We start from the raw sequence: 19,495 nt of genomic DNA, 5'->3' as shown, positions 1-19,495 counted from the left end.
GGGATCGCGACCTTCCGGTTGCAGGGGCCCCTTCCCCGTCGGTGCGCAACCGGTTACTTCCCCCCAACTGCCGCCAATGGGCCGCAGCTTGGACATCCAGGGTTCTACGCCGTTCAGCATGATCGCAAGACGCGAAACGTGGTGTTTACCGCTCAAACCCGTTCATTGTGGCGGGCGTGGGGCGCGGGGGATCGGGGTGCGCCGGTGCTTCCGGAGGGCCGGGGTGCGCCGGTCGTGGAGAGGCGGACACGGATGTTGCCGAAGTGATCCCTTATGGCCTCCTCCGCCCGCGGCGCGTCCCCGGACCGGACCGCGTCCAGGATCTCCCGGTGCTGGCGACAGGTGACCCGGGGGTCCTGCGGCACGTCCACCAGATCCCGCTGCACCCGGTGGAAGGCGTCCCAGAACGCCTCCAGCACCTCGCTCAGCAGGACGTTGTCCAGCCCTCGGTAGAGGGTGGCGTGGAAGGCGCGGTCGGTCTCGGCGAGACCGGCTCCCTGTGCGGCCTCCTGTTCCATACGGGCGACGAGGGCATCCAGTTCAGCGAGGTCCGCCTCCGGCAGCCGCCCGGCCAGCCGCGAGACCAGCCCGGTCTCCACGGCCTCGCGCAGCTCCAGCAGCTGGAGCAGGGAGTCCTCGCCCCGGTAGTGCCCGGCGACCGTGCGGAAGGCCAGACCCTCGATCAGCGGCGCGAACGACATCGAGCCGACGTACGTCCCGAACCCGTGCCGGATCTCCACGATGCCCATCGCCTGGAGCGCCTTCAGCGCCTCGCGCACCGAGTTCCGGCTCGCCCCGAGGTACTCCATCAGCTCGGGCTCGGTCGGCAGCGGGGCGCCCGAGGGCAGCCGCCGGTCGACGATCAGCTTCTTGATCCGCTCCTGGAGGTCCCGGGCTGCCATGGCCAGAGGGTATCCGGCCAAACGAGGGGACCGGCAGAGGGATACCGGTGCAATACGGAAAGGCCCCTCGCTCGCGCGAGGGGCCTTTCCGGTCGGGGGTGTGGGTGGCGGAGCCCCCACTTCGCGCGGCGAAGCCGCGCAATAACAGAGATGGCGATCCAGGTCCGCGCTTTCTGCGGACGTGGATCGCCATCGTCATCGTGCGCCGCCAGGGACTCGAACCCCGGACCCGCTGATTAAGAGTCAGCTGCTCTAACCAACTGAGCTAGCGGCGCCTGCTGACGGGATAACTCTACCTGACCTTGAGGGGTGCCTTCGACCACCTCCGGATGGCCGGAGGGGTGCCGGACGGCCGCGTACATCATTCGGACCGTCAAAGTGGCGGCCCGGTGGACAGTTGGGAAACTGACCAACGTGCACACACGCGGACAAATTACCTCTGAATGTGAGGCAGATCTCATGACCGCTCCGGTGTTCGTGGGCCGCCGTACGCCGCCGGGGCGCCCGCTCGGCCTTTCGGCCGCCTGTGGTGTCGTCGTCGCCGCTGCGGTCGCCGTCCTCGGCGCGGCCGCCCCGGCCGCCGCCCTCACCGTCGGCCGGCCCGCCGTCCAGCGCCCCCACGTCCCCGCGGACGACGGGTCCGACACCCCGCAGGGGCCCCGGTCCGGGCTGCACGGCAAGAGCGCCGGCCCCGCCAACCCCGCCAACGTCCCCGCCACGACCCGGGCCGACATCATCAAGCGGGCCAAGGTCTGGGTGACGGCGAAGGTGCCGTACAGCATGAGCGCCTACTGGTCCGACGGGTACCGGCAGGACTGCTCCGGCTACGTCTCCATGGCCTGGAACCTCGGGACCAACGAGTGGACCGGCAGCCTCGGCTCGTTCGGCGTGAAGATCACCAAGGAGGAGCTGGAACCCGGCGACATCCTGCTCTACCACAACCCCGACAACCCCGAGAAGGGCTCCCACGTGGTGATCTTCGGCGGCTGGACCGACTACACGCACGGCTCCTACACGGTCTACGAGCAGACACCCCCGAACGCCCGGAGCCAGCCCACGCCCTACCCGTACTGGAGCAACACCGACAAGTACGTCCCCTACCGCTACGTGGGCGTGACCCCGGCCACCGCGGGCGCCCCGGCGGCCGACGGCAAGCGCGGGTCCCGTTTCCCCGTCCGGTCCGCCGCCGCCCGCCCGGCCGCCCGGCCCGTCTCGCACGGGGTGCCCGGCTATCCCGGCCGCGCCTTCTTCCTGCCGGGCGCGGAGAACGACCACGTCACCCAACTGGGCCGCCGGCTGGTGGAGAAAGGGTTCGGCAGGTTCTACGCCACCGGTCCCGGTCCGGTCTGGAGCGAGGCGGACCGCCGTGCCGTGGAGGCGTTCCAGCGCGCCCAGGGCTGGCGGGGCGGCGCGGCGGACGGCTACCCGGGCCCGGAGACCTGGCGCCGGCTCTTCTTGACCGCCGGCCCGGACCGCGTGACCGGCACCTGACCCGCGACTCCCCGCTCGTCCTCTGTCCGTCCCTGCCCACCCCTACTCACTTCCTGCTCACTTCCCTGTTCATGGCGCATCTGGCGCGGAGGTTGGAGGCACGCATGAGTACGACCACGTCACACACGCCGCCCGAGTCCGAGGGGCGACCGGAGGCCGCCGCGGGTCCGGGCGGCCTGCCCGGCCCGTCGGCCCAGAACGAGACGACCGCGGAGATCCCCGTCCCGCTGCCCTTCCCCGGCACCCCCGACCCGTCGTATCCGGTGAAGGTGCCGCTCAAGCCCGCCGTGCCCCGCCGGTCGCTGCCGGAGGTCGACCCGGAGCTGGCCGAGCGTCCCGCGCGGGTGCTGCCGGGGGCGGCCGGGGTGCTCGCCGGGGCGTGCGGGGTCGCCGGATGCGTGGCGACCACGTGGTGGGCGGGGCTGCTGCCCCGGCTCGCGACGCACGCGCTCGGGCTGCCGGTGCCCGCCGGTGCGGGACTCGGACCGGCGCAGTGGGCCGCGTACGCCGGAGCCTGGGTGCTCGGCGCGCTCGGCTTCGGCGGGCTGACCCGGGGGCGCACCGGGCGGGCCTGGGTGCTCGGCCTGTTCGGCCGCTACCGGGGGACCGTCCGGCGCACCGGGCTGCTGTGGGTGAACCCGCTGCTGCCGCGCCACGCGGTGGACGTGCGGCTGCGGCACTGGCGCAGCGAGGAGATGCCGGCGGCGGATCCGGACGGCGCCGGGCTCAGGGTGCAGGTCCTCGTGGTGTGGCGGGTCCGCGACACCGCGCGGGCGGTGCTCGGCGTCGAGGACCACGAGACGTACCTGCGCGCGTGCGTGGAGACGGCGCTGGCCCGGGTGCCCGTGGAGCCGGAGGGCGAGGCCGGCGACGGCATGACGGAGGCCGGGGACGCGCTGACCCGGCTGGTGGCGGCGGAGAGCGCGCCGGTCGGCCTGGACGTGTTCTCGGTCCAGCCGGTCCGGGTGGAGTACGCACCGGAGATCGCCGCCGCGATGCACCGGCGCCGGATCGCCCGGCTGGACGCCCGGCAGCGGGCCGGCATGCTCAGCTCGGTGGTGGACTCGGTGGAGGACACGGTGACCCGGCTGACCGGGCGCGGCCTGGTCGAACTCGACGACCACGAGCGCAAGGTGCTGGTGCGGGACCTGACCGTCGCCTTCTGCTCGGGGCGCGGGGAGCCGGGGTAGCGCACGCCGCGATTGGTATGGACATGTTCAAGTGGCGGCAATAATCTGAGACTTGGTCTAGACCTAACCGCACCATCTGCACGGCTCACCCGAACTCCCCACGTTCTCGAGGAGCGGCAGCATGCGCACCAAGACCAGATTCTCGGCTTCGACCGCGGTCGTGCTCGGGGTGGTGACCGCCGGCGCGTTCGTGCTCTCCACCGGCGGCGCCAGCGGGCACGGCTACACCGACCTCCCCATCAGCAGGCAGAAGCTCTGCGCCAACGGCACGGTGACGGGCTGCGGCGACATCCAGTACGAGCCGCAGAGCGTCGAGGGTCCCAAGGGCTTCCCGGCCGCGGGACCCGCCGACGGTCAGATCTGCAACGGCGGCCTCGACCGGTTCGCCCAGCTCAGCTCGCCGGCCACGCCCTCCGGCGGGGCCTGGCCCACCACCAGGGTGACGGGCGGCCAGACGTACACCTTCCGCTGGCAGTTCACCGCCATGCACGCCACGACCGACTTCAGGTACTACGTCACCAAGCAGGGCTGGAACCAGGACCACGCCCTGTCCCGCTCGGACCTCGACCTCACCCCGTTCCTGACGGTGCCGTACAACGGTCAGCGCCCGCCGGCCACCCTCAGCCACAGCGGCACCCTGCCGAGCGGGCTGAGCGGGCACCACGTCATCCTCGCGGTGTGGACGATCGCCGACACGGGCAACGCCTTCTACGCCTGCTCGGACGTCACGTTCTGAGCTTCAGCACGAAGGGCCCCTCGCTCTCGCGAGGGGCCCTTCGTCTATGTGCGCCGCCAGGGACTCGAACCCCGGACCCGCTGATTAAGAGTCAGCTGCTCTAACCAACTGAGCTAGCGGCGCATGACTCCCGCCCTCCGCCGGATTTTGTCTCCCGCGGCTGGCGACAAAGAAAATACTACCTGGTCCCGAGGGGTGCTCGTGACCATCCCCCTGGCGCCCTAGAGCGTGAGCGACAGCAGCAGCGGTGCCGCGTTGCGGTTGAGCGCCTCCGCCGCCTGCTTCAGCCGGTGCGCGTGCTCCACCGGGAGGGACAGGGCGAGGCAGCCCACCGAGGAGCCCGCCGTGATCGGGACGGCCGCGCAGACCGTGCCGACCGCGTACTCCTGGAGGTCGAGCACCGGCACCGTCGGCGGCTGGGACTCCAGACGGGAGAGCAGCAGCTTGTCGCTGGTGATGGTGCGCGAGGTGAGGCGGGCCATCCGGTGCCGGGAGAGATGGTCGCGCCGGCCGTTGTGGTCGAGCTGGGTCAGCAGGCTCTTGCCGACGGCGGTGGCGTGCGCGGAGTAGCGGAAGTCCACCCACTCGTTCACCGCCGGGGTGGACGGGCCGGCGGCGTACTGGGTGACCCTGACCTCGCCGTCGACGTACCGGCTGATGTAGACCGCCGCGCCGACCGAGTCGCGCAGCCGGTCCAGGGTGTGCTGGAGCTTCTCGCCCAGGGCCCGCTCGTGGTCGTGCGCCGAGGTGAGCCGGCGCAGAGTGTCGCCCGTGACGTACGCCCCGTCGCCGATCTGCTCGACGTAGCCCTCGCGGCGCAGCATGCGCAGCAGTGCGGTGAGCCGCTCGGCGCCGAAGCCGGTGCTGCGGGCCAGCTCGGTGTCGGTGACCCCGGCGGAGTGGCGCGCCACGGTCTCCAGCACGCGCAGCGCGTCCTGGGCCGAGTGGTACGGGGCGGTCGGCTCGTGCGTCAGTGCCACGGTGTTCCCCCCTGGCTCGCCTGTCTGGCCGCGAAATCCGGTCGGCGGATCGCTACCCACGATATCGGGCAAACGGTCCCCGGGGAGAGGGTGTTGGCGAGATTGTGGTGTGCACCGTTCTCGCCCGTGCCCTCTCCCAACTGGGGTACCAACCCCCTGGCATATGCCAGGGGCACCATCACAGCACCGCGCCGAGGAACTCCCGGGTGCGCTCCTGCTCCGGGTCGCTGAAGATCTGCTCCGGCGGGCCCGACTCGATGACCCGGCCGCCGTCGAACATCAGGACCTGGTCGGAGATGTCCCGGGCGAAACCCATCTCGTGGGTCACGCAGAGCATCGTGATGTCGGTGCTGCGCGCGATGTCCCTGAGCAGGTCCAGGACGCCCGCGACCAGCTCCGGGTCGAGCGCGGAGGTCACCTCGTCGAGCAGCAGCACCCGCGGCCGCATCGCCAGCGCGCGGGCGATCGCCACCCGCTGCTGCTGCCCGCCGGACAGCCGGGTCGGCTTCGCGTCGCACTTGTCGGCGAGCCCCACCAGCTCCAGCAGCTCCCGGGCCCGCGCCTCGGCCTCGTCCGCGGACAGGCCGAGGACCTGCACCGGCGCCTCGGTGATGTTCCGCAGCACGCTCATGTTCGGGAAGAGGTTGAAGTGCTGGAAGACCATCCCGATCTTCTTGCGGACCTCGCGGATCTGCTTCTCCGGTGCGGGGAAGAGCTGCTCCCCGTCGACGGTGATCGTGCCCTCGTCCGGCTTGGTGAGGGTCATCAGCAGCCGCAGGATCGTGGTCTTGCCGGAGCCGGAGGGGCCGATCAGGGTCACGTGCTTGCCGGGCCGGACGGAGAAGTCCAGCCCGTCGAGGACGGTGTTCGAGCCGAAGCGCTTGGTGACCTTCTCCAGCCGGACCAGCTCGCCCGGCACGCTCTCGGCGACAGTGGACTTCGTATGCGGTTCAACGGACAAGGCGTCGCTCCAGAGCTCGCAGCAGCAGGGAGGCCGGGAAGGAGATGAGGATGAAGGCCACACCGATCACGGTGAGGGGCTCGGTGAACTGGAAGTGCTGCTGGGAGAAGAGCCGGGACCGGCCGAGCATCTCCAGGACGGTGATCACCATCAGCATCGGGGTGTCCTTCAGCATGGAGATCACGTAGTTGCCGAGCGCGGGGATCACCCGGCGGATCGCCTGCGGCAGGATCACCGCGGTCCAGGTCCGCCGCCGGGGCAGGTTCAGCGCCGTCGCGGCCTCCCACTGGCCGACCGGCACGGCCTCGATGCCGGCCCGGTAGACCTGCATCGTGTACGTCGAGTAGTGCAGGCCGATCGCGAACACGCCGGTGGCCAGCGCCGAGAAGGTCAGGCCCCACTCGGGCAGCACGTAGAACAGGAAGAACAGCTGCACCAGCAGCGGGGTGTTGCGCACGAACTCCGTGACCACCCCGACCGGCCAGCGCACCCACCGGGTCGGCGTCCGCATCAGCAGCGTCCACACCAGGCCGAGCGTGAACGACAGCAGCGAGCCGAGGACCAGGATCTGCAGGGTGACGAGCAGCCCGTGCCAGAACTCCGGCATGAAGTCGCTCACGGCGTTCCAGTCCCACTTCATGCGACACCACCCCCCACTCCGGTCGTCTGCGCGCGCTTCAGCTCACGCGCCGCCGACGCGGTCCCCGCGTCCCTGCCGATGCCGGCCTTCAGCTTCTTCTCCAGTGCCCGCATCAGCCGCGTCAGCACGAAGGCGATCGCGAAGTAGATCAGCAGCACGTACGTGTAGATCTCCGCGCTCTGCTGCAACGCGAGCCGCACCAGGTTCGCGCTGAACGTCAGATCGCCCATGCCCATGACCGACACCAGCGCGGTGCCCTTGAGCAGCTCGATCAGCAGATTGCAGAAGGACGGGATCATCTCCGGCACCGCCTGCGGCAGCTCGATCAGCCGAAGGCGCTGCCAGGGCGTGAAGCTGAGGGCCACCCCGCCCTCCTTCTGCGCCGGGTCGACCGCGTTCAGCGCGCCGCGCACGATCTCCGAGCCGTACGCGCCGTACGTCATCCCGAGCGCCAGCGTGCCCGCCCACATCGGCACCAGCTGCCAGCCGAACGCGATGGGCAGCACGAAGAACACCCAGAAGATCATCACGAGCGCCGAGGTGCCGCGGAAGACCTCGGTGTAGAAGCCGGCGACGAAGCGCACGAGCCGGCTGCGGTGCGTGCGCGCGACGCCGACGACGAAGGACACGGCGGTGGCCAGCAGGGCGCTGAACACCAGCAGCTGGATCGTGGTCCAGACGCCCTTCAGTACGAGTTCCCACAGTCCCGAGGTCATCCGCCGCACAGCTCCTTCGCGGTGAGGCCGGTCATCTCGGCCTTGGTGAAGCCGAAGGGCCGAAGTATCCGGAACAGCTCCCCGCTCGACTTCAGCTTGTGCAGCTCGACGTTGAACGCGTCCCGCAGGGCCGTCTCGGTCGGCCGGAACGCGAAGGCGCCGCCGTCGACGTGCGGCTTGCCCTTGACCAGCGGTGCGAAGGGCGCGGTCGCCTCCGCCTTGGCCGACTTCTTCACCACTTCGCGGGTGGTGAGCGCCGTACCGGCGAAGACGTCGACGCGGCCGGCCTCCACCGCGTTCAGCCCGGCGACCTGGTCCGGGACGATGAGGATGTCGCCCTGTTTGTACCCGGCCCCGACGGCGTACTCGATCTCGGCGTACCCGGTGCCGGTGGCGAACCTGGCCTTCTTCGCGACGACGTCCTTGTAGGAGTGCAGCCCGAGCGGGTTGCCCTTGCGCACGATGAAGGAGTCCAGCATCTGGTAGTCCGGGTCGGCGAAGATCACCTGCTGGCAGCGCTCCGGGTTGACGTACATCCCGGCCGCGACGACGTCGAACTGCTGGGAGTTGAGCCCCGGGATCAGCGAGCCGAACTCCGTCGGCACCGGCTGCACCCGGTGGACCCCGAGCCGCTTGAAGACGACCTTCGCCAACTCGGGTGCCTCACCCGTGAGATGGCCGTTCTCGTCGATGTACCCGAAGGGGATCTCCCCGGCGATCCCGAGCCGGACGACCCCCTGCGCGCGGAGCCGTTCGAGCAGGTCACCCCCTGGCTTGTCCGACGCCGAGGCCACCCGCGTGCACCCGGCGGTCCCCAGCGCCCCGAGGGCGGCGAGAGAGCCGAGACCGCCGAGCACGGACCGCCGGCTGTGTCTGCGTACAGACCGGAATGTGTGTACGTCGTTCCCAAGTGGTGGAGCCATGGCGGCGCGGCTACCCAAGCGCATCCGGGCTATGCACCCTGGTTTCATGGCCGATCGATTCGTCACCGTCTCACTCGACAAGCGGGACCTGCACTGCACGGCCCGCCTTCTGACCGACCGCGCGCCGCTGACCTGCGAGGCGGTGTGGGAGGCGCTGCCGCTGTCCGGCGACGTCTACCACGCCAAGTACGCGCGCAACGAGATCTACGCCCTCTTCCCGCCGTTCGCCTCCACGGAACCCCCACTGGAGAACCCGACCGTCACCCCGATTCCCGGCGATCTCTGTTACTTCTCCTTCGCGGGCGCCGAGCTGGGCACGAAGGCGTACGGCTACGACCGCGAGGTCCGCCCCGGCAGCACCGTCGTCGACCTGGCCCTGTTCTACGAGCGCAACAACCTGCTGCTCAACGGGGACGTGGGCTGGGTGCCGGGGATCGTCTGGGGCCAGGTGACCGACGGCCTCGACCGGATGGCCGAGGCCTGCAACGACCTGTGGCGGACGGGCGCGGCGGGGGAGACGCTCAGCTTCCGGCGGGCGTGACGGTCGCGGACGAGACGATCCCCGCTTCGTACAGCGCGTGCGCGGCCCGCAGCACCAGGTCGTCCCGGTGCCGGGCCGCGACGAGCTGCATCCCCACCGGCAGCCCGGCCCCGTCCGTGCCCACCGGGACGGTCGCGGCGGGCTGCTGGGTCAGGTTGAAGGGGTAGGTGAAGGGGGTCCAGCCGGTCCAGCGGCGGTGCGCCGACCCCTTCGGCACCTCCTCGCCCGCCTCGAACGCCGTGACCGGCAGCGTCGGCGTCACCAGCAGGTCGTACGTCTCGTGGAAGCGCCCCATGCGCCGCCCGAGGTCCATGCGGACGTCCACCGCGGCCAGGTAGTCCAGCGCGCTGCACCGGGCGCCCTGGACGCAGATCTCGCGCAGGCCGGGATCCAGCAGCTGCCGCTTGCGCGGGGAGAAACGCTCGGTGAGCCGGGCCGCGCCGCTGAACCACAGGGTGTGGAACGCCTCCACCGGGTCGCTGAGGTCGGGGTCGGTCTCCTCGACGTACGCACCGAGGTCGGCGAGCCGGGCCACCGTCCGCCGGACCGCCGCCGCGACCTGCGGAGCGACCGCCACCTGGCCGCCCAGCGACGGGGAGTACGCCACCCGCAGGCCGCGCACCCCTGCGGCCAGGCCTTTCGTGAAGGAGCCCGGGGCGGGCGGCAGGGCCGACCAGTCGCGCGGATCGGGGGCGGCGATCACGTCCAGCAGCAGCGCCGCGTCGGCCGCGTCCCGGGTCATCGGGCCCACGTGCGACAGCGTGCCGAACGCGCTCGCCGGATACAGCGGCACCCTGCCGTAGGTCGGCTTCAGCCCGAAGATCCCGCAGAACGCGGCCGGGATCCGGATGCTGCCGCCGCCGTCCGTGCCCAGCGACAGCGGGCCCGCGCCGAGCGCGACGGCGGCCGCGCTGCCGCCGCTGGAGCCGCCGGCGGTCCGCGACGGGTCGTGCGGGTTGCGGGTGATCCCGGACAGCGGGGAGTCCGTCACGCCCTTCCAGCCGAACTCGGGGGTCGTGGTCTTGCCGACGAACACCGCGCCGTGCTCGCGCAGCCGGGCCACCGAGGGGGCGTCCTCGCTCCAGCTGCCCTGCTCGGAGAGGGTCGAGGAGCCGCGCAGGGTCGGGTGGCCGCGCAGCAGGAGGATGTCCTTGACCGTCACCGGGACCCCGTCGAGCAGCCCCGCCGGCTCACCGCGCCGCCAGCGCGCCTGCGACTCCCGGGCCCGCGCGAGCGCGTCCTCCTCGGTGAGCCGGACGAACGCGTTCACCTCCGGCTGGATCCGCCGGGCCCGGTCCAGCGCCTGTTCGGTCGCCTCCACGGGGCCGAACTCGCCCTTGCGGTATCCGTCGAGGAGCTGGACGGCGGTCAGGTCGGTGAGCTGCATGCACCCTCCTGGTGGTTCAGTGACCGGGGACGTAGCCGCGTTTCTTGTCGACCACGTTCACCAGTGATCTGCCCGCGGCCCACCGCTCGTACAACTCCACGAACTGCTTGCCGAGTTCGTCGCGCCAGCCGATCGTGTCGCCGCTCATGTGCGGGGAGACGATCAGCCCCGGCAGGCCCCACAGCGGGCTGTCCTCGGGGAGGGGCTCGGTCGTGAACACGTCGAGGGCCGCGCCCGCGATCCAGCGCCGGGTCAGGGCGTGGGCGAGGGCGTCCTCGTCCACCAGCCCGCCGCGGCCCACGTTCACGAAGAACGCGGACGGCTGCATCACGCCGAAGCGGTGGGCGTCGAACATGTGGTGCGTCTGCTCGGTGAGCGGCGCGGCCGCGATCACCCAGTCCGCGCGCGAGACCAGCCGGTCCAGGTCGGCCGGGCCGTGGATGCCGGTCCGCGGGGTCCGCCCGACCAGCGCCGTCGTCACGCCGAGCGCCTTCAGGGTCCGTACGATCGCCCGGCCGATCGGGCCCGAGCCGACCACGCACGCGCGCGTGCCCGCCACCCGCCGGCTCTCCCGGTGCCGCCAGGCCCGCTCCCGCTGGTGCTCCAGGGTGCGCGGCAGATCCTTGGCCACGGCCAGCACCAGCGCCGCCACGTACTCGGCGATCGGCTGGTCGAAGATCCCGCGCGCGTTGGTCACGACCGTGTCGGACGCGGCCAGCTCCGGGCACATCAGATGCTCCACGCCCGCGCTCGCCGTGTGCACCCAGCGCGGCCGGGGCCCCTCACCCGGCCAGGCCTCGCGGACCGCGTGCGAGGTGAAGTCCCAGACCAGCAGCACGTCCGCCTGCGGCAGCCGCTCGGCCAGCCGGTCCGCGCCGGTGTGCACGACACGGGCGCGACCGGTGAGGCGGCCGAGGCGCGGGAGGGGCTCGGCGTCCAGGACGAGCAGCGTGGGGTGCGTGGGAAGCGTCGTCATACGGGGCGGCTCCGGGCGTCTGACGTGCACGGATTCTCCGCGCATCATGCGCGGATTGACCACGCTCGCACCCGAACCTACCTTCGTCAACACGGGCGTACTCGCGATCCGTTGCCCGCTCGCCCGCTGCTGTTCGCTTCCACTCGTCCACTTGTCATGAGGCCGGAGCCTGCCATGGACGTTTCCTTTCTGGGCGGACCCTGTCCGCAGCGCGGCGTGGGGGTCGTCGCCCCTTTTGACTTCGCCCTCGACCGAGAGCTGTGGCGCTGGGTGCCCGACGAGGTGTCGCTGCATCTGACCCGCACGCCGTTCGTACCGGTCGAGGTGAGCCTGGACCTGGCCCGGCTGGTCAGCGAGCACGAGACCCTCGGTGATGCGGTCCGCGCGCTGACCGCCGTCGCCCCCGAGGTCGTCGCCTACGCCTGCACCTCGGGCAGCTTCGTCGGCGGGGTCGCCGGGGAGCGGGCGATGTGCGCGGCGATGAGCCTCGCCGGCGCCCCGCCCTCGGTGACGACGTCCGGGGCGCTGCTGGAGGCGCTCGCCGAGCTGGACGTGCGCCGGGTCGCGCTGGTCACGCCGTACACGGTGTCCGTCACCCGGGTGCTGGAGGAGTTCATCGCCGAGGGCGGGGTGCAGGTCACCGGGTGCGCCTTCATGGGGCTGACCCGGGAGATCTGGCGGGTGCCGTACCGGGACGTGGTCGCCATGGCCCGGCAGGCGGTCCGCCCCGGCCGGGCCGACGCGCTGTTCATCTCCTGCACCAACCTGCCGACGTACGACGTGATCCCCCAGCTGGAGGCCGAGCTGCGCATCCCGGTGCTGTCGGCCAACCAGGTCACGATGTGGGCGGCGCTGCGCAGGCTGGGTACCCGAGCGGTGGGGTCCTATCAGGCGCTGCTCGACGAGTCGGCGCGGGTGTGGCCGCCGCCCGTACCGCCGGTACTGCCGGAAGAGACGCAGGAATACTGAGGCCGGAGTCAGGAGTCAGGAGTCAGGAATCCGGAATCCGGAATCAGCGACACGGAAAAGGACGGACATGACCGCACTCGGATTCCTCTACCCGGGCCACTCCGGCGAGGACGACTACCCGCGCATCGAGCAGCTCCTCGGCAGCGACGTCCGGCTGGATCTGGTCCACACCGACATCGGTGAGGACGCGCACCGGGTGGACGCGCTGCGCGAGATGGGCTCGCGGGAGCGGCTCGCGGCGGGGATGGCCCAGCTGCGGCTGACGGGCGCGGAGACGGTGGTGTGGGCGTGCACCAGCGGCAGCTTCGTGCACGGCTGGGACGGCGCCCGCGACCAGGTGCGCGCCCTCGCGCAGGTGGCCGGCATGCCCGCCTCGTCGACGTCGTTCGCCTTCGTCCACGCGGCCCAGGAGATCGGGGTACGGCGGGTCGCCGTCGGCGCGACCTACCCGGAGGACGTGGCCGGGCTGTTCGCGGACTTCCTGCGGGCCGGTGGTCTGGAGGTGACCGCGGTGCGCCCCTCCGGGATCGTCACGGCGGCCGAGGTCGGCACGTGGGGGGAGGAGGAGGTGCTGGCGCTGGCCCGCGCGGCGGACGGCGCCGGCGCGCAGGCGGTCCTGCTCCCGGACACGGCCCTGCACACGGCCGCGTATCTGCCGCGGCTGGAGAAGGAGCTGGGCAAGCCGGTGCTCACGGCCAACCAGGTGACCGTGTGGGAGGGGCTGCGGCTGGCGGACCGGCGGGTGAACGCGCCGAGGCTCGGGATCCTGTTCACGCGGGAGCCGATCATCCAGGTCTGAGTCCGGAAGGAGGGGCGGCGCGAGAGGGCGGCACGGGAGGGCGGCACGGCGGCCGGAATAAACGGAGAGTGCCTCCTGTTATCCGGCGGACGCACAGCGCACGCCACACCACAGGAGGCCACACCGTGTCGGCAGACGAGGCAGACGAGATCCGGGGCACGACACGCGGCACCGCCCCCGTCCCCCTCTCCGTACTGGACCTGGTGACCGTCGGCGCGGGCAGTACCGCCGGGGACGCCCTGCGCACCAGTGTCGCGCTGGCGAAGTTCACGGAGGCCCGCGGATTCCACCGGTACTGGGTCGCCGAGCATCACTCCATGCCCGGCGTCGCCTCCTCCTCGCCCGCGGTGATCCTCGCCCACCTCGCCGCCCACACCGAGCGCATCCGGCTCGGCTCGGGCGGCGTCATGCTGCCCAACCACGCGCCGCTCGTGATCGCCGAGCAGTTCGGCACGCTGGAGGCGATGGCCCCGGGCCGCATCGACCTGGGCCTCGGCCGGGCGCCGGGCACGGACGGCGCCACCGCCGCCGCCCTGCGCCGCACCGACACCCTGGCCGAGGGCGCCGACGACTTCCCGCAGCAGCTCGCCGAGCTGACCCGCTTCCTGGACGACGACTTCCCCGACGGGCATCCGTACGGCCGTATCCACGCCATCCCGGGCCCGATCCAGGCCACCAGCCCCGGCGGTGTCCAGTCCCCGCACCGGCCGCCGGTCTGGCTGCTCGGCTCCTCCGGCTTCAGCGCGCGCCTCGCCGCGATGCTGGGCCTGCCCTTCGCCTTCGCGCACCACTTCTCCGCGCAGAACACGATCCCGGCCCTCGACCTGTACCGCGAGACCTTCCGGCCCTCCGCGGTCCTCGACGAGCCGTACGCCCTCATCGGCGTGTCCACGCTCGCCACGGACGACCCGCGCGAGGCCCGCCGCCAGACCCGGGCGATGGCCCTGAACATGCTCCGGCTGCGCACCGGCCGCCCCGGTCTCTTCCCCGACCCGGCCGAGGCCGAGAAGCACGAGTTCAGCCCGATGGAGGAGGAGTTCATCGGCTCCTGGACGGCCAACATCGTGCACGGCACCGCCGACGAGGTCCGCTCCGGCCTGGACGACCTCCACAAGCGCACCGGTGCCGACGAGCTGATGCTCGTCTCCCACGCCCACCGCGGCGAACTGCGGCTGCGTTCCTACGAGTTGATCGCCGACGCCTATGGACTGCCGAAGGCCTGACGCCGCGGTCGCGACGGCGCGGGACGGCCGGGCCGGCCGCGCCGGTCAGGGCCTCGGGCAGACGTCGGTGCCGAGCAGCTCGGAGATACGATCCGGCGGCACCGGGCGGGAGTACAGCCAGCCCTGCCCGGTGTCGCAGCCGATCCGGCGCAGCCGGGTGGCCTGCGCGGAGGTCTCCACGCACTCGGCGGTCACGGTGATCCCGAGCCGGTGGGCCAGCTGGATCATCGCCTCGACGATGACCTCGTCCGCCGGGTTGGGCGCGATCGCCTTCTGGTCGCCCTCGTACTGGAAGCCGCGCACGAAGGAGCCGTCCAGCTTCAGCGTGGAGACCGGCAGCCGGCTGAGGTAGGCGAGGTTGGAGTAACCGGTGCCGAAGTCGTCGATGGCGATGCGCACGCCCATGTCGCTGAGCGCCTGGAGGGCCTGGAGCGGACGGCCCGCCGAGCCCATCACCGCCGACTCGGTCAGCTCCAGCTGGAGCAGATGCGGCGCGAGCCCGGTCTCGGCGAGCACCTGCGCCACGTCGGCGACCAGGTCGGAGTCCCACACCTGCCGTACGGCCACGTTGACGCTGACGAAGATGGGCGGCTCGCCGGGGTGGTCCAGCTGCCAGCGGCGGGCCTGCCGGCAGGCGGTGTTCAGCGCCCAGCGGCCGAGCTGGACGATCGAGCCGTCCTCCTCGGCCAGTCCGATGAACCGATTCGGCGTCAGCGTGCCGAACTGCGGGTGATGCCAGCGCACCAGCGCCTCGACCCCGGACAGCCGGCCGTCCTCCATGCCGACCAACGGCTGGTATTCGAGGGCGAACTCACCGCGCTCGATGGCGGGGCGCAGGGTCGAGGACAGGGCCTGCCGGGTCATCCGGTGCGCGTTGCGCTCGGGGTCGAACAGGGTCCAGCGGCCCTTGCCGTCGGCCTTCGCCCAGTACAGGGTCGTGTCCGCCGCCTGCATGAGACCGGTGGCCGTCGTCCCCGCCGCGTGGCGCTCCACCACCCCGATGGACGCGGTCAGCGACAGCCGCTGTCCGGCCAGGTCGAAGGGGTCCTCCAGGGCCTTCAGCGCCGACTTGGCGAGATCGGCGAGCTGTTCGGTGCCGGTGGAGTCCTCGACCAGCAGCGCGAACTCGTCACCGCCGAGCCGGGCCACCAGGGGGGTGGCGGCGCGGGCGTACCCCGCCTCGTCGGCGACCCGGGTCAGCCGCTCGGCGACGGCCGCGAGCAGCCGGTCGCCGACGCGGTGGCCGAGGGTGTCGTTGACGGCCTTGAAGCCGTCGAGGTCCAGATAGCACAGGCCGATCCGCCCGGTGCCGCTCTGCTCGTACGACTCCGCCTCCAGCGCGCCCGAGAGGCGCTCGAAGAACAGCGTCCGGTTGGGCAGCCGGGTCACCGGGTCGTGCATCTGCAAGTGCCGCAGCCGCGCCTGGAGTTCACGGCGGGCGCTGATGTCCGCGACCGACAGCAGCACCCCGGGCTCCGCACCCGTGCACGGCGCCGAGGGGGCGTCGCCCGCGAGCGGCGACACGGTGACCTGCACCCACACCGAGTGCCCCTCGGGGTGTTTGAGCCGACGGGTGCAGCGCAGCCGGGCCTGCCGGCCGCGCAGGACCTCGCGGTAGGCGTGCCAACTGCGGGCGTCCGAGGCCAGGTCCACCAGATCGGCGGCGACCCGGCCGGTGAGGGGGGTGTCCGCGGACATGCCGAGGAGCTCCCCGAAAGCCGCGTTGGCGCGGACGACGAGTCCCGCGCGGTCCACGACGGCCATGGCGAGCGGGGCCGCCGCGAAGACACGGTGATAGAAGGTGTGATCACTGTCTGTAACGGCTGACCGGTCGAGGTCTGCCGCGGGCGTCGGCCCTTCGGACGTTCCGCTCACCGCTCGCTCCCGCAGTGCACTCGATCTCTGTCCGTGCCGGAAAGTGTGCCGATCATAGAGGCTGGCCCCGGGCCCTTCCAGCCACTCTCCAGTGTCCCGGATCGAGCAAGGGTTCTGACAGATCGTTTCTGCCCGCACCTGGGCGGGTTCTTCAAGCCGCCGACCAGTTGTGACGTTCCGTGAGTGATGCGGGGTGTCGAGCGCCGGGGTGCGCCGGTGCGCGGCGGGGCGCGCTCACCCTTCCGGTGCAGGCAAACAGGGCATGGCGCAATAAACGGCGCCAATCTGGAGGGCGGGTCCCTGAATCGCGTCCGGAGGTCACGTCCGTGCCCATGCTGCGCAGCACCGCCGCCGTGTGCACCACGCTGTCGGCGCTCGCCGCCACCTCGATCCTCGGCAGCCCCTCGGCCGCCGAGCCCTTCTCCACCACCCCCTGCGCCCTGCACCGCACCGACGACCACCACTCGGAGGGCCTGGACGCCTGGAACCCGGACTACACCCACCCGACCGGCGCCCTCGACGCCGTCCTGGTCTTCCTCTCCTTCCCGGACGCCACCCCCCGCGTGACCCCCGCCCAGCTGGCGGCCGATCACTTCCCGGCCACCAGCCGCTACTACGAGCAGGCCTCCTACGGCCGCTTCACCCTGCGCCCGCACCCGCTGAAGCACTGGCTGCGCATGCCGAAGCCGTCCACGGCGTACGCCATGAAGCGCGACTGGAGCGCCGAGGACCGCGGCGCCTACCTGCGGGACGCGTTCGCGGCGGCCGACCGGGAGGTCGACTTCTCCCGCTACCAGGTCGTGTACCTGGTCGCCGACCCGGACGCGCCCGGCGTCGACTCGGACGCCACGAAGGTCGTGAACCTCGACACGCCGATCCACGTGGACGGCACGGACGTCCGCCGGGTCGTCACGGTCTTCGAGAGACACCCGCCGGACCGGCTGGTCCTCGCCCACGAGACCGGCCATGTCTTCGACCTGCCCGACCTCTACCACCGCCCGGTCGACGGCAAGGGCGACTGGGACACCTACGTCGGCGACTGGGATCTGATGGGCAGTCAGTTCGGTCTCGCGCCCGACCTGTTCGCGTGGCACAAGTGGAAACTGGGCTGGCTGGATCCGCGCCAGGTGGTGTGCGTGCGCGGTGTGCGGCCGACCCGGCTGACCCTGGAGCCGCTGGAGGCCGGCCCCGGCGTCCCGGTGCGGGACACGGCGGGCGCCCCGGCCTTCGGGCTCGGGCACGGGGTGAAGCTGGCGGTCGTCCGCACCGGCGCCGACAGCGCCCTCGCCTTCGAGGTGCGCAGCGCGGCCGGCAACGACCGGGCCGCGTGCAGGCAGGGCGTCCTGGTGTACCGCGTCAAAAGCGGCGCGCAGTCCGGCGGCGGCCCGGTGCAGGTCGTGGACGCCCACCCGCACACCGAGGCCTGCTGGGAGAACTCGGTCTATCCACCCCTCGCCGACGCCCCGGTCGCCCTCGGTGAGAGCTTCACCGTGCCCGGGGACGGTGTGCAGGTGGAGGCCGAGGACCGGACGGCGTCGGGGGCGTGGACGGTGCGGATCACGCCGCGGCTGAAGGACGAGGGCTGAGCGCCGTGCGCCGTCGAAGAAGGTACGTACGAGAGGCGTGTACATACGAGAACGGCGGGTCCGATTCCTTCGAATCGGACCCGCCGTTCTTCACGCGCGTGCGCCGCCAGGGACTCGAACCCCGGACCCGCTGATTAAGAGTCAGCTGCTCTAACCAACTGAGCTAGCGGCGCCTGCTGACGTCGTAGACCTTAGCACCCTGGTCGGCGGGAGGAAAAATCGATATCCGCACCGCAGCGCGGGCGGCTCGTACAGCCGCCCAGAGCACCACCTCGGGCCCCGGCAGCCACGGGTGCCGTTGGTCCGGCGCCACCAGCCAGCGCGACTCGCCTGCGACGGGGGCGTCGCCGTACGGGGCGGGGACGGTCACCGCGTCGCCGGTGCCGTGGCACAGCAGCGGCGGGACCGCCTGCGTACGGTGCGAGCCCCACTCCTCCCAGGCCAGCAGCGAGGGCAGCCGCTGGGCCGTGCCCGGGGTGGAGAACAGCAGCATGCGGCCCCGGAACATCGCGACCGGGCCCGAGCCCGGACCCTCGTCCCACAGCTGGTCCAGCATCCGGCGCCCGAAGACCGCGGGGGCGCTCACCACGTCGAAGGCGGTGCCGCAGGGCAGGACGACCGGGGCGTCGGGGTGCTCCTGCCAGTGGGCGAGCGTGCTCCGGGGATATGTCCCTGTCGAAGCGAGCCAGGCGACGCCGTCGGCGGTGACTCGGGTGACGTTCGGTGTGCTGCTCATACCGCCAGGTGTACCGGGGGTGAGCGGGCCGTTCTTCTGAGTTGCCGAAAACCGGGACAACGGGGGTGGGGGAGGAGTATCTTGCCCGCCTGGCATATGCCAGACGGGTTGACGTATCGCGTTGACGCACCGGGTTGACGGTGTCGACGGTCACACGGGGTCGGGGGTCGTCTGCCCCTCGCTGTCGCCCCGCAGCAGGTCCCGGCCGAACTCGACCATCCGCTTCGCGTAGTCCTCGGTCCACTCCGCGCGCTCGGCGATGTCGGCCGGGGTCAGCCGGTCGAAGCGACGCGGGTCGGCGAGCTGGGCCGCCGCGATGGCCTGGAACTCCATCGCCCGGTCGGCGGCCGCGCGGAACGCCTGGGTCAGCTCCGTCGCCCGGGCCAGCAGCGCCCGCGGATCCTCGATCGACTCCAGATCGAAGAAGTGCTCGGGATCGGAGGCCGCCTCCACGGGCTCGAAGAGCAGGGGCGCGGGGCGTAGCCGCGGTTCGTCACGACGCGGCGTGGGCTCCGCCATGTCTTGTCTCCTCCTCGTACGGTTCGCTGGGCACCACCTACGGGTGGGCCACCGTCCATTGTCCCGCGCCTTCGCAAGAGCCCCTCCCGGGTGACCTACGGCCGTTCGTGCGGGGGAGGGTTCGGTCATGGGCGCCAGCTCACCCGGTGTTCGGCGAGGTGGGCCAGGATCGCGTGGTTCGCCTCCCAGCCGTCCGGGGCTGTGACCATCGGCCGCCTCCGGCGGCGTGCCGGACTCCGTCCGGCGGGTGGTTCGTGCGGGGGAGGGTTCGGTCATGGGCGCCAGCTCACCCGGTGTTCGGCGAGGTGGGCCAGGATCGCGTGGTTCGCCTCCCAGCCGTCCGGG

19 protein-coding genes and 3 tRNA genes are annotated in these 19,495 nt (G+C 71.9%); 8 read left to right on the top strand and 14 right to left on the bottom strand.

Features of this window, described 5'->3' with window-relative positions; all coding sequences use genetic code 11:
- Positions 1–152 precede the first annotated feature (152 nt).
- Together ACFC8N_RS03495 and ACFC8N_RS03490 are read right to left on the bottom strand one after the other, a co-directional pair.
- The gene (locus tag ACFC8N_RS03495; RefSeq protein ID WP_356034270.1) at positions 153–902 is read right to left on the bottom strand and encodes a FadR/GntR family transcriptional regulator; all 750 of its coding nucleotides are present in this window, start codon (positions 900–902) and stop codon (positions 153–155) included.
- Positions 903–1,103: 201 nt separating this feature from the next.
- Positions 1,104–1,177, bottom strand: a tRNA-Lys gene (locus ACFC8N_RS03490).
- Between the two features lie 184 nt (positions 1,178–1,361).
- On the opposite strand from ACFC8N_RS03490, the gene ACFC8N_RS03485 reads away from it, so the two are divergent.
- From ACFC8N_RS03485 to ACFC8N_RS03475, 3 genes are all read left to right on the top strand, one after another.
- Positions 1,362–2,393, top strand: a complete 1,032-nt coding sequence (locus tag ACFC8N_RS03485) for a peptidoglycan-binding protein (protein ID WP_376285949.1) — start codon at positions 1,362–1,364, stop codon at positions 2,391–2,393.
- A gap of 104 nt (positions 2,394–2,497) precedes the next feature.
- Positions 2,498–3,583 carry an SPFH domain-containing protein gene (locus ACFC8N_RS03480; protein ID WP_376285946.1) on the top strand — a complete coding sequence of 362 codons (1,086 nt, stop codon included), beginning with the start codon at positions 2,498–2,500 and terminating at the stop codon, positions 3,581–3,583.
- A 121-nt stretch (positions 3,584–3,704) separates the two neighbouring features.
- The gene (locus ACFC8N_RS03475) at positions 3,705–4,319 is read left to right on the top strand and encodes a lytic polysaccharide monooxygenase (protein WP_356038954.1); all 615 of its coding nucleotides are present in this window, start codon (positions 3,705–3,707) and stop codon (positions 4,317–4,319) included.
- 49 nt (positions 4,320–4,368) lie between these two features.
- Here the strand turns inward: ACFC8N_RS03475 and ACFC8N_RS03470 are convergent.
- The 6 genes from ACFC8N_RS03470 to ehuB all read right to left on the bottom strand — a co-directional run bounded on the left by ACFC8N_RS03470 (position 4,369) and on the right by ehuB (position 8,539).
- Positions 4,369–4,442 (bottom strand) — tRNA-Lys (locus ACFC8N_RS03470).
- 98 nt (positions 4,443–4,540) lie between these two features.
- Positions 4,541–5,299, bottom strand: coding sequence for an IclR family transcriptional regulator C-terminal domain-containing protein (locus ACFC8N_RS03465; protein ID WP_356038951.1), 759 nt, complete (start codon positions 5,297–5,299; stop codon positions 4,541–4,543).
- Positions 5,300–5,477: 178 nt separating this feature from the next.
- Entirely contained in the window at positions 5,478–6,260 is a 783-nt protein-coding gene (gene ehuA, locus ACFC8N_RS03460; RefSeq protein WP_356038948.1) for an ectoine/hydroxyectoine ABC transporter ATP-binding protein EhuA, read from the bottom strand.
- Entirely contained in the window at positions 6,250–6,900 is a 651-nt protein-coding gene (gene ehuD, locus ACFC8N_RS03455) for an ectoine/hydroxyectoine ABC transporter permease subunit EhuD (protein WP_376285942.1), read from the bottom strand. The genes ehuA and ehuD overlap by 11 nt, the downstream gene beginning before the upstream one ends.
- A complete protein-coding gene (gene ehuC, locus ACFC8N_RS03450) occupies positions 6,897–7,616 on the bottom strand; it encodes an ectoine/hydroxyectoine ABC transporter permease subunit EhuC (RefSeq protein ID WP_362821243.1) in 720 nt (239 codons plus the stop codon). Before ehuC ends, ehuD begins: the two co-directional genes overlap by 4 nt.
- Positions 7,613–8,539, bottom strand: a complete 927-nt coding sequence (ehuB, locus tag ACFC8N_RS03445; protein ID WP_356038940.1) for an ectoine/hydroxyectoine ABC transporter substrate-binding protein EhuB — start codon at positions 8,537–8,539, stop codon at positions 7,613–7,615. The genes ehuC and ehuB overlap by 4 nt, the downstream gene beginning before the upstream one ends.
- Positions 8,540–8,585: 46 nt before the next feature.
- Between ehuB and ACFC8N_RS03440 the strand changes: the two genes are divergently transcribed.
- Positions 8,586–9,080: a DUF3830 family protein gene (locus tag ACFC8N_RS03440; protein ID WP_356038937.1), complete on the top strand. Its 495-nt coding sequence runs from the start codon at positions 8,586–8,588 to the stop codon at positions 9,078–9,080.
- Here the strand turns inward: ACFC8N_RS03440 and ACFC8N_RS03435 are convergent.
- Together ACFC8N_RS03435 and ACFC8N_RS03430 are read right to left on the bottom strand one after the other, a co-directional pair.
- Complete coding sequence (locus ACFC8N_RS03435) at positions 9,061–10,467, bottom strand: amidase (RefSeq protein WP_356038935.1); 1,407 nt, start codon at positions 10,465–10,467, stop codon at positions 9,061–9,063. The genes ACFC8N_RS03440 and ACFC8N_RS03435 overlap by 20 nt on opposite strands.
- A 16-nt stretch (positions 10,468–10,483) precedes the next feature.
- Positions 10,484–11,443: a D-2-hydroxyacid dehydrogenase gene (locus ACFC8N_RS03430; RefSeq protein WP_376285938.1), complete on the bottom strand. Its 960-nt coding sequence runs from the start codon at positions 11,441–11,443 to the stop codon at positions 10,484–10,486.
- 174 nt (positions 11,444–11,617) lie between these two features.
- Between ACFC8N_RS03430 and ACFC8N_RS03425 the strand changes: the two genes are divergently transcribed.
- The 3 genes from ACFC8N_RS03425 (at position 11,618) to ACFC8N_RS03415 (ending at position 14,434) form a co-directional block, all read left to right on the top strand.
- Positions 11,618–12,412: a decarboxylase gene (locus ACFC8N_RS03425; RefSeq protein WP_376285936.1), complete on the top strand. Its 795-nt coding sequence runs from the start codon at positions 11,618–11,620 to the stop codon at positions 12,410–12,412.
- A gap of 67 nt (positions 12,413–12,479) precedes the next feature.
- On the top strand, positions 12,480–13,211 hold the full coding sequence (locus ACFC8N_RS03420; protein WP_376285933.1) for a decarboxylase: 732 nt from the start codon (positions 12,480–12,482) through the stop codon (positions 13,209–13,211).
- Between the two features lie 125 nt (positions 13,212–13,336).
- Positions 13,337–14,434, top strand: a complete 1,098-nt coding sequence (locus tag ACFC8N_RS03415; protein WP_356038925.1) for an LLM class flavin-dependent oxidoreductase — start codon at positions 13,337–13,339, stop codon at positions 14,432–14,434.
- A gap of 45 nt (positions 14,435–14,479) precedes the next feature.
- Here ACFC8N_RS03415 and ACFC8N_RS03410 read toward each other — a convergent pair whose 3' ends face one another.
- Positions 14,480–16,309 (bottom strand): putative bifunctional diguanylate cyclase/phosphodiesterase, encoded by a 1,830-nt coding sequence (locus tag ACFC8N_RS03410; RefSeq protein ID WP_376285929.1) that lies wholly within the window; start codon positions 16,307–16,309, stop codon positions 14,480–14,482.
- A gap of 332 nt (positions 16,310–16,641) precedes the next feature.
- Here ACFC8N_RS03410 and ACFC8N_RS03405 point away from each other — a divergent pair, with 332 nt between their 5' ends.
- A complete protein-coding gene (locus ACFC8N_RS03405) occupies positions 16,642–17,895 on the top strand; it encodes a M6 family metalloprotease domain-containing protein (protein WP_356038921.1) in 1,254 nt (417 codons plus the stop codon).
- 99 nt (positions 17,896–17,994) lie between these two features.
- On the opposite strand, the gene ACFC8N_RS03400 is transcribed toward ACFC8N_RS03405, so the two are convergent.
- The 3 genes from ACFC8N_RS03400 to ACFC8N_RS03390 all read right to left on the bottom strand — a co-directional run bounded on the left by ACFC8N_RS03400 (position 17,995) and on the right by ACFC8N_RS03390 (position 19,150).
- Positions 17,995–18,068, bottom strand: a tRNA-Lys gene (locus tag ACFC8N_RS03400).
- On the bottom strand, positions 18,059–18,691 hold the full coding sequence (locus ACFC8N_RS03395; protein WP_376285926.1) for a bifunctional DNA primase/polymerase: 633 nt from the start codon (positions 18,689–18,691) through the stop codon (positions 18,059–18,061). The genes ACFC8N_RS03400 and ACFC8N_RS03395 overlap by 10 nt, the downstream gene beginning before the upstream one ends.
- A 90-nt stretch (positions 18,692–18,781) precedes the next feature.
- Positions 18,782–19,150 (bottom strand): hypothetical protein, encoded by a 369-nt coding sequence (locus tag ACFC8N_RS03390; RefSeq protein ID WP_376285923.1) that lies wholly within the window; start codon positions 19,148–19,150, stop codon positions 18,782–18,784.
- Positions 19,151–19,495 lie beyond the last annotated feature (345 nt).

The organism is Streptomyces sp. NPDC055966 (assembly GCF_042269865.1).
Taxonomy (GTDB): Bacteria; Actinomycetota; Actinomycetes; order Streptomycetales; family Streptomycetaceae; genus Streptomyces.
This window is presented reverse-complemented; position numbering and strand designations above follow the sequence as displayed.

Bases quoted from the DNA above. Each gene is read 5' to 3' on its own strand.
- ACFC8N_RS03495 (WP_356034270.1), bottom strand. From the start codon at position 902: ATGGCAGCCCGGGACCTCCAGGAGCGGATCAAGAAGCTGATCGTCGAC.
- ACFC8N_RS03485 (WP_376285949.1), top strand. From the start codon at position 1,362: ATGACCGCTCCGGTGTTCGTGGGCCGCCGTACGCCGCCGGGGCGCCCG.
- ACFC8N_RS03480 (WP_376285946.1), top strand. From the start codon at position 2,498: ATGAGTACGACCACGTCACACACGCCGCCCGAGTCCGAGGGGCGACCG.
- ACFC8N_RS03475 (WP_356038954.1), top strand. From the start codon at position 3,705: ATGCGCACCAAGACCAGATTCTCGGCTTCGACCGCGGTCGTGCTCGGG.
- ehuD (WP_376285942.1), bottom strand. From the start codon at position 6,900: ATGAAGTGGGACTGGAACGCCGTGAGCGACTTCATGCCGGAGTTCTGG.
- ehuC (WP_362821243.1), bottom strand. From the start codon at position 7,616: ATGACCTCGGGACTGTGGGAACTCGTACTGAAGGGCGTCTGGACCACG.
- ehuB (WP_356038940.1), bottom strand. From the start codon at position 8,539: ATGGCTCCACCACTTGGGAACGACGTACACACATTCCGGTCTGTACGC.
- ACFC8N_RS03440 (WP_356038937.1), top strand. From the start codon at position 8,586: ATGGCCGATCGATTCGTCACCGTCTCACTCGACAAGCGGGACCTGCAC.
- ACFC8N_RS03435 (WP_356038935.1), bottom strand. From the start codon at position 10,467: ATGCAGCTCACCGACCTGACCGCCGTCCAGCTCCTCGACGGATACCGC.
- ACFC8N_RS03430 (WP_376285938.1), bottom strand. From the start codon at position 11,443: ATGACGACGCTTCCCACGCACCCCACGCTGCTCGTCCTGGACGCCGAG.
- ACFC8N_RS03425 (WP_376285936.1), top strand. From the start codon at position 11,618: ATGGACGTTTCCTTTCTGGGCGGACCCTGTCCGCAGCGCGGCGTGGGG.
- ACFC8N_RS03420 (WP_376285933.1), top strand. From the start codon at position 12,480: ATGACCGCACTCGGATTCCTCTACCCGGGCCACTCCGGCGAGGACGAC.
- ACFC8N_RS03405 (WP_356038921.1), top strand. From the start codon at position 16,642: ATGCTGCGCAGCACCGCCGCCGTGTGCACCACGCTGTCGGCGCTCGCC.
- ACFC8N_RS03390 (WP_376285923.1), bottom strand. From the start codon at position 19,150: ATGGCGGAGCCCACGCCGCGTCGTGACGAACCGCGGCTACGCCCCGCG.